The sequence below is a fragment of the Kitasatospora sp. NPDC059722 genome, assembly GCF_042733235.1.
GTDB lineage: Bacteria > Actinomycetota > Actinomycetes > Streptomycetales > Streptomycetaceae > Kitasatospora.
Map to the genome: position 1 here is coordinate 26,175 of NZ_JBHWGD010000083.1, position 6,341 is coordinate 32,515.

Here is a 6,341-nt window from a genome sequence, read left to right on the forward strand (position 1 = left end):
CCGGTCGGTGGTACCGGCGGGGGGCGGGTTCCTGGGGCGGGCGCGGCGAGGCTACCGGCATGGGGGGGGGGGCGGTTGGGCACGGTTGGCGGCCGCACCGCCTCCGGGGGGGGCCGGAACGACCGGGCCGACGAACGAACCGGCCCCCGCCGGAGGCGGTCCGCGCACGGAACGGGCCGGAACGGGGTGATCCCCGCCGGATTGTCGGACCCGGATGCGACACTGGGCCGCACCATGAACGTCTCGACGAACGCCCCCTCCCGTGGGCACTCTGAGCCGCTCGCCCGCCGGCTCGCCGAACTGCGCGGTCCCGCGCCGCAGCGCAGTCTGAACGCCCGCTCCCTCGCCGCGCTCGCCGCCAATCCGGGCTGTCACCGCAGGGCCGTGCTGGACGCGGCCGGGGTGGACAAGGCGGTGCTCGCCTCCCGGCTCGGCCGGCCGGCGCCGTTCGGGCAGTCCCCGTTCGCGATCGCCCGCGGCGTGATCTTCGAGTCCCGGCTGAAGGCCGACGGCTACGCGGCGCTGCTGGAACCGCTGCGCCGCCACCTCGGCCTCCCGCCGGACGGCGGCGCCCCGCTGGTCGTCCCGGACCTCCTGCAGCGCTCGGGCCCCGCCGTGCGCGCGGACCGGACGGCCGAGGCGCTGGCGGAGGCCGCCGCCGACCCGGACGCCTGGACGCTGCTCGACCACCCGCTGCTGCGGCTCGACGTGGCCGGCAGCACCGCCTACCTGGAGCCGGACGCCGTCGTGGTGCACGGCGGGCGGTGCACGGTGGTCGAGATCAAGTCCTTCCCCGTGCTGGACGGCGCCGCCGACCCGGCCAAGGTCGGCGCCGCCGCCCGCCAGGCCGCCGTGTACGTGCTGGCGCTGCAGCACGCGGCCGCCGCCCGGTCCGGCGCGGCGCTCACGCCGGACCCGTACGCCGAGCAGCGGCTGCCGGGCAGTCCCCGGCTGAGCGTGCTGCTGGTCTGCCCGAAGGACTTCGGCAACCGGCCGACCGCGGTCGCCGTCGACATCCGCCGCGAACTCGCTACCACCCGGCGCCAGTTGAGCCGGATGACCGGCATCGGCCGACTGCTGGAGACGCTGCCCGAGGGCACCGCCTTCGACCTCGCGGTCGACGAGGAGGGCGCCCCGGCCCGCTCGGGCGACGAGCTGGCCGACGCGGTCGCGGCCGTGCCCGCCGCGTACAGCCCGGACTGCCTCTCCACCTGCGAGCTCGGCTTCCACTGCCGCGCCCAGGCCCGCTGCGGCGACCGGGTCGAGCAGCTGGGCCGCGGCGTGCGCGGCGAGCTGGGCAGCATCCGGACGGTGACGCAGGCGCTGGCCGCCGCCACCGGCAGCGGCACGGACGAGGCGGCGGAGCGGCTCGCGTACGCGGCCGCGCTGCGCGCCGAAGCCCTGGGGAAGTGACCGGGAAGTGGCCGGAGAAGAGACCGCGGAAGTGACCGCGGAAGTGACCGTTCACACGAGCGAGCGAATCGTCGAGGGGCCATGAGTCTGCTGACCACCCTCGCCCGGCTGGAGGCCGTCCGCAGCGGGCGGGCCGAGCCGCTGGCCACCGTCCGGCACCGGCACCTGTCCGACCGGCCGATGGTGCTCGTCCCGCTGACCGCCGCCGGCGAGGCGGGCGCGCCGCTGGCCGTCCTGCTCGGCACCGACCGGGACGCGCCCCGGCTGCACCTCGTGCCGCAGCCGCTCAACCGCACGCTGCGCTTCGACTTCCTGGCCGCGCTGGCCGCCGACCTCCTGCCCTACGTGGAGTCCTTCGGGGCCGAGGTCGAGCAGATCGAGGGCTCCGAGAAGGACCCGGAGAGCGGTGAGAAGACGCAGGTGTTCCGCGAGCTGTGCGCCGACGCGCCGCAGCTGATCGTGCCGAACGGCGCGGGCGTGCACCACCTCGCACTGATCGGCCGCTCGACCCGGTTCCGCCGCACGGTCGAGGACGACGAGCCGGGCCCGTACCCGGCCCCGGTGCGGGTGCCGCTGCTCGGCCGCTGGCTGACCCACCTCACCGACCGGGCCCAGGTGCCCGGCTCCAGCCTGCTGCTCCCGATGACCGGCCTGCTGGCCCGGCACTGGGCGACCGGCCAGAGCCACCTGGAGGACCAGCACCTCGCGGCCCGGCTGGCCTGGCACTTCCCGCCGGAGGGCGTCGGCGGGGCCGAGGCGGCCGAGCGGGCCGAGTCCGCCCGGGACGACCGGGGGCAGCTGCTGCACCCGCCGGCCGGTCCGGCGACCGACCCGTCCTTCGACAGCGTCGTGCTCGGCCCGGCGATCGCCCGGTACGACGCCGCCGCCTCCGCGCTGCAGCACAGCACCGAGCAGCGGGACGACGAAGCGGCGGCGCGCGCCCGCGAGGCCGTCCGGGCGGCCGTCGAGCAGGTGCGCGGCGCGCTGTCGGCCGTGCTGCTGCCCACCTGGCACGACGTGTGGCGCGGCATCGACCTGCTGCGTTCGCTGCCGCCCGCCGGGCACCTGGCGGAGCGCTGGACGGGCGACCGCTGGTCGTACACCGGCCACCGGGACCGCCTGGCGGCCGGCGAGCCCCCGCAGCCCCGGCAGGACGACGCGGTGACGGCCGCCCGCAAGCTCGCCCAGCGCGAGCGCGAGCAGGCCAGGCTGGACGTCCAGGAGGCGCTGGACGATCCGCTCGCGATGGCCGAGCACCGGCTGGCGGGCGAGGCATTCGCCGGCGTGGTGACGGACGTCGTCCCGGACTACGACACCTCCGGCCGCTCCCCCAAGCCGCGTCCGCTGGTCACCGTGCGGACCGACGACCGCCCGCACGCCGACCTCGGCCGCGAGGCGCACCGGGTCTGGGGGTCCCCCCGTCCGGAGGCCGGGGGAGGTCAGTCCGCGCAGAAGGCCGAGATCGTCGCGGCCGACCCGGCGGAGGGCACGATCACCCTGCGGATCCTGTCCGGGATGGGCCGCAGGAAGGAGCCCGAGCCGGGCAGCGTGCCCGAGCCCGGCGAGCCGGTCACGTTCACCCTCTTCGAGCTGACCGTCCGCCAGTCCGCGCCGCTGCCCGAGCCGGACGACACCCCGTGGACGCACGGCGGCCCGCCCGGCGCCGCGCCCGGATCCCCGGGCCCCGCGGCCGACTTCGACTGGGAGTGAGCAAGCGCGTGACCGAGCAGAGCTCAGCGGGCCAGGCCCCGGGCGCGGCCGCCGACGCCGCCGTGGCCCGGATCCTGGCCGCGACCGTCCACCCGCCGGCCGGCGCCCCGCGCGGCGTGGTGGTGGACTCGCCGCCCGGCGCCGGGAAGTCGACGCTCGTGGTGCGCGCCGCCCGGGAGCTGGTCCGGTCGGGCGAGCGGCTGATGATCGTCGCCCAGACCAACGGCCAGGTGGACGACCTGGTCGGCCGGCTGGCCGAGAAGGCGCCGGAGCTGACGATCGGCCGGCTGCACGCAGCCGACGGCCGGCCGGGCCCGGAGGTGCTGCGGCACGCCAACGTCACCCCGTCCGACAAGGTCGCGGACCTGGTCGAGCACGACGTCGTGATCTCCACCTCCGCCAAGTGGCAGTGGGTGCGGGCCGAGGCGCCGTGGCGGCACGCGATCGTCGACGAGGCGTACCAGATGCGCTCGGACGCGCTGCTCGCGGTGGCCCGGCTGTTCGAGCGGGCGCTGTTCGTCGGCGACCCGGGCCAGCTGGACCCGTTCACCGTGGTCGGCACCGAGCAGTGGGCGGGCCTGTCCTACGACCCGTCGAGCAGCGCCGTGGTCACGATGCTGGCGCACAACCCGCAGATCGAGCCGCACCGGCTGCCGGTCTCCTGGCGGCTGCCGGCCAGCGCGGCGCCGCTGATCTCGGACGCGTTCTACCCGTACACGCCGTTCCGCTCCGGCACCGGCCCGGACGACCGCCGGCTCACCGCCACCGTCCGCCCGGACGGCTCGGCGCTGGACGCGGCGATCGACCGGGCGGCCGAGCACGGCTGGGCGCTGCTGGAACTGCCCGCCCGGCACACCGTGCGGACCGACCCGCAGGCGGTGGCGGCCGTCGCGGCGACCGTCCGCCGGCTGCTGGAGCGCGGACTGAGCGCGCACTCCGAGCAGGGGCAGGCCCCGCTCACCGCAGACCGGATCGCGGTCGGGACGGCCCACCGGGACCAGGCGGCGGCCGTGCGCGCGGCCCTGCTCAAGCTCGGCGTCCCGGTGGACGGGACGGCCGGCCCGGCGGTCACCGTGGACACCGCGAACCGGCTGCAGGGGCGCGAGTACGACGTCACCGTCGTCCTCCACCCGCTCTCCGGGCGGCCCGACGCCACCGCCTTCCACCTGGAGACGGGCCGGCTCTGCGTGCTCGCCTCCCGCCACCGGCACGCGTGCATCGTGGTGGCCCGGGCCGGGATCGCCGAGCTGCTGGACGAGCATCCGTCCACGGAACCGGTGCAGTTGGGCGTCTCGGTCAGGTTCCCGGACGGCTGGGAGGCGAACCACCAGGTGCTGCACCACCTGTCCGGGCACCGGGTGCGGCTGCGCTGAGCCCCGGGGCGGTCAGTCCTCGGTCTCGCAGAGCGCGTACGCGGTGACGACGCCGTGGTCGGCGCGGGCCGACCAGGTGCCCGGGGCGCCGGGGGCGGGCGCGTTGACCAGGACGGTGTCGCCGGGGCCGGCGGGGGCGAAGGTGTACCCGCCGCCGGTCAGGTGGCTGTGGGCGGGGCAGGTCGCGGTCGATCCACCGCCGGGGGCGCTCTTGGCCCCGGTCACCACGACGGTGGTCTCGGCGGCGGCGGCCGGGGACGCGCAGGCGAGGACGAGGGGCAGGACGAGGACCGGGAAGGCCTTCCGCACACGCATGGTTCTCCTTGTAGGGGTTCCGTTGGTCGACGAAGGGATCACCCGGCACAACGGCCCGGTCCCCGCCCCGATGCCGCGGCACGGGAGGGACCACCCGAAGGTGTCCGGCTCGCGGGAGTCCGGGGCGCGCCGGGGGCGCGCACGGGGGAATAGCGCCCGCACGCGCACCGTTCCGTCATCGGCCGCCTCCGCGCGACAATGGACGGCGGCCCGACCGGGCGGCGCGGCCCCGGAGCAACCGCCGTCCGCCCCTCACCGAGCACCCGGAGGTGTCCGTCCATGCCCGACTCCCACGCGATGGCGTCCGATTCCGGTGGTCCGTCCGCGCCGGCCCGGCGGCTGCGTCCGGTGCAGCTGCTGTTCGAGCCGCAGGCGGCGGAGCCGGAGGCGGAACGCTTCTTCGACCTGGAGTCGATCGACGACCCGGCGGAGCTGTTGCGCCGCTCGACCGAGCTCGCCCTGGCGTTCCGCGCGGCCGCCGAGCGGGCCACGGACTTCCAGGCGGTCGCCGCCGCGCAGCTCGCGGACCCGCGCCGCTTCGACGCACTGTCGGCGGACGACATCGCGCAGCGGGCGGACTGGACCCCCGACTACGCCACCAAGATGATCGAGTACGGCCGCGGCCTGCTCCAGCCGCGCCGCCACGAGGACTGAGCCCCCGGGACTGAGCCCCGGGGCCGCGCACCGGCCGGATCCGGGGCCCCGGAAACTCGCCCCTGGCATATGCGCGGGGCGGAAGGGTACGCCGCCGCGCGCCGGCCTGTCCGGCGAACGGCCCTTTCCGCCCGGCCGCGCCCGCGCAGCGCGCACGCTGCTGTGCGTGGAGATCTGGACCTATCAGTCGGTGGAGTACGTCACCGTGGCCGGGGAGGCCTGGCTGGCCTCGGCGAGCGAGTACCCGCGCAGCATGCGCGCGCTGTGGGAGTCCCGCCCGTGGGCGCCGTCGGTGCTGCCGTGCGGGCGGGCGTTCGACGTGATCAGCATGCCGTCCCTGTTCGGCCGCCGGGTGCTGGACGAGCTGTGGGCCTCCGGGCCGGGCTGCGGGCCGGTCGCGGCCTACCGCGGGCGGACCCTGCTGTTCGTCCAGCCGGGCGCGGCGCCCCGGCTGCGCAGGCTGCTGGCCTGGGAGGAATGGGCCCGGGACGTGCCGCCGCTGCTCTGCCACGGCAAGGGCGACACGGTGACGGTGCCGCCGGTGCAGCGGATGGTGCACGGCCCGGACTCCCCCGGGCTGGGCGCCGGCCGGTGGATCGTCGCGCCGGAGGACCGGGAGCCGTGGCTGCCGGGCGCCTCGGTGGTGCTGTGGGCGTGCGTCCGGGCCTCGCGCGAGCCGGTCGCGGCGGGCCCCGCCGGGCCGGCGGTGACCGCGCGGTGAACAGCGCGCGACCGGTATTCGATTTTGGCGCGGGCCGGGGCCGCTGCTAGAGTCTTCTCTGTCAGCAGGCGCCGCTAGCTCAGTTGGTTAGAGCAGCTGACTCTTAATCAGCGGGTCCGGGGTTCGAGTCCCTGGCGGCGCACAGACAGCCGGAA

6 protein-coding genes and 1 tRNA gene are annotated in these 6,341 nt (G+C 76.8%); 6 read left to right on the forward strand and 1 reads right to left on the reverse strand.

Annotation, left to right across the window (positions count from 1 at the left end; translation table 11 throughout):
* Nucleotides 1-234 precede the first annotated feature (234 nt).
* The 3 genes from ACFV4F_RS34785 (at nt 235) to ACFV4F_RS34795 (ending at nt 4,496) form a co-directional block, all read left to right on the forward strand.
* The gene (locus ACFV4F_RS34785) at nt 235-1,413 is read left to right on the forward strand and encodes a hypothetical protein (RefSeq protein ID WP_380508661.1); all 1,179 of its coding nucleotides are present in this window, start codon (nt 235-237) and stop codon (nt 1,411-1,413) included.
* An 81-nt stretch (nt 1,414-1,494) separates the two neighbouring features.
* The gene (locus ACFV4F_RS34790) at nt 1,495-3,123 is read left to right on the forward strand and encodes a hypothetical protein (RefSeq protein WP_380508664.1); all 1,629 of its coding nucleotides are present in this window, start codon (nt 1,495-1,497) and stop codon (nt 3,121-3,123) included.
* Nucleotides 3,124-3,131: 8 nt separating this feature from the next.
* Nucleotides 3,132-4,496 (forward strand): AAA family ATPase, encoded by a 1,365-nt coding sequence (locus ACFV4F_RS34795; protein ID WP_380445950.1) that lies wholly within the window; start codon nt 3,132-3,134, stop codon nt 4,494-4,496.
* A gap of 12 nt (nt 4,497-4,508) precedes the next feature.
* Here ACFV4F_RS34795 and ACFV4F_RS34800 read toward each other — a convergent pair whose 3' ends face one another.
* A complete protein-coding gene (locus tag ACFV4F_RS34800; protein WP_380508667.1) occupies nt 4,509-4,811 on the reverse strand; it encodes a hypothetical protein in 303 nt (100 codons plus the stop codon).
* 279 nt (nt 4,812-5,090) lie between these two features.
* On the opposite strand from ACFV4F_RS34800, the gene ACFV4F_RS34805 reads away from it, so the two are divergent.
* The 3 genes from ACFV4F_RS34805 (at nt 5,091) to ACFV4F_RS34815 (ending at nt 6,328) form a co-directional block, all read left to right on the forward strand.
* Nucleotides 5,091-5,465 (forward strand): hypothetical protein, encoded by a 375-nt coding sequence (locus tag ACFV4F_RS34805; protein WP_380445948.1) that lies wholly within the window; start codon nt 5,091-5,093, stop codon nt 5,463-5,465.
* Between the two features lie 166 nt (nt 5,466-5,631).
* Nucleotides 5,632-6,186, forward strand: coding sequence for a bifunctional DNA primase/polymerase (locus tag ACFV4F_RS34810; RefSeq protein ID WP_380445947.1), 555 nt, complete (start codon nt 5,632-5,634; stop codon nt 6,184-6,186).
* Nucleotides 6,187-6,254: 68 nt separating this feature from the next.
* Nucleotides 6,255-6,328, forward strand: a tRNA-Lys gene (locus tag ACFV4F_RS34815).
* Nucleotides 6,329-6,341 lie beyond the last annotated feature (13 nt).

What these genes read in the sequence shown, in the direction of transcription:
- ACFV4F_RS34805 (WP_380445948.1), top strand. Translation starts at nt 5,091, where the DNA reads ATGCCCGACTCCCACGCGATGGCGTCCGATTCCGGTGGTCCGTCCGCG.
- ACFV4F_RS34800 (WP_380508667.1), bottom strand. Translation starts at nt 4,811, where the DNA reads ATGCGTGTGCGGAAGGCCTTCCCGGTCCTCGTCCTGCCCCTCGTCCTC.
- ACFV4F_RS34790 (WP_380508664.1), top strand. Translation starts at nt 1,495, where the DNA reads ATGAGTCTGCTGACCACCCTCGCCCGGCTGGAGGCCGTCCGCAGCGGG.
- ACFV4F_RS34785 (WP_380508661.1), top strand. Translation starts at nt 235, where the DNA reads ATGAACGTCTCGACGAACGCCCCCTCCCGTGGGCACTCTGAGCCGCTC.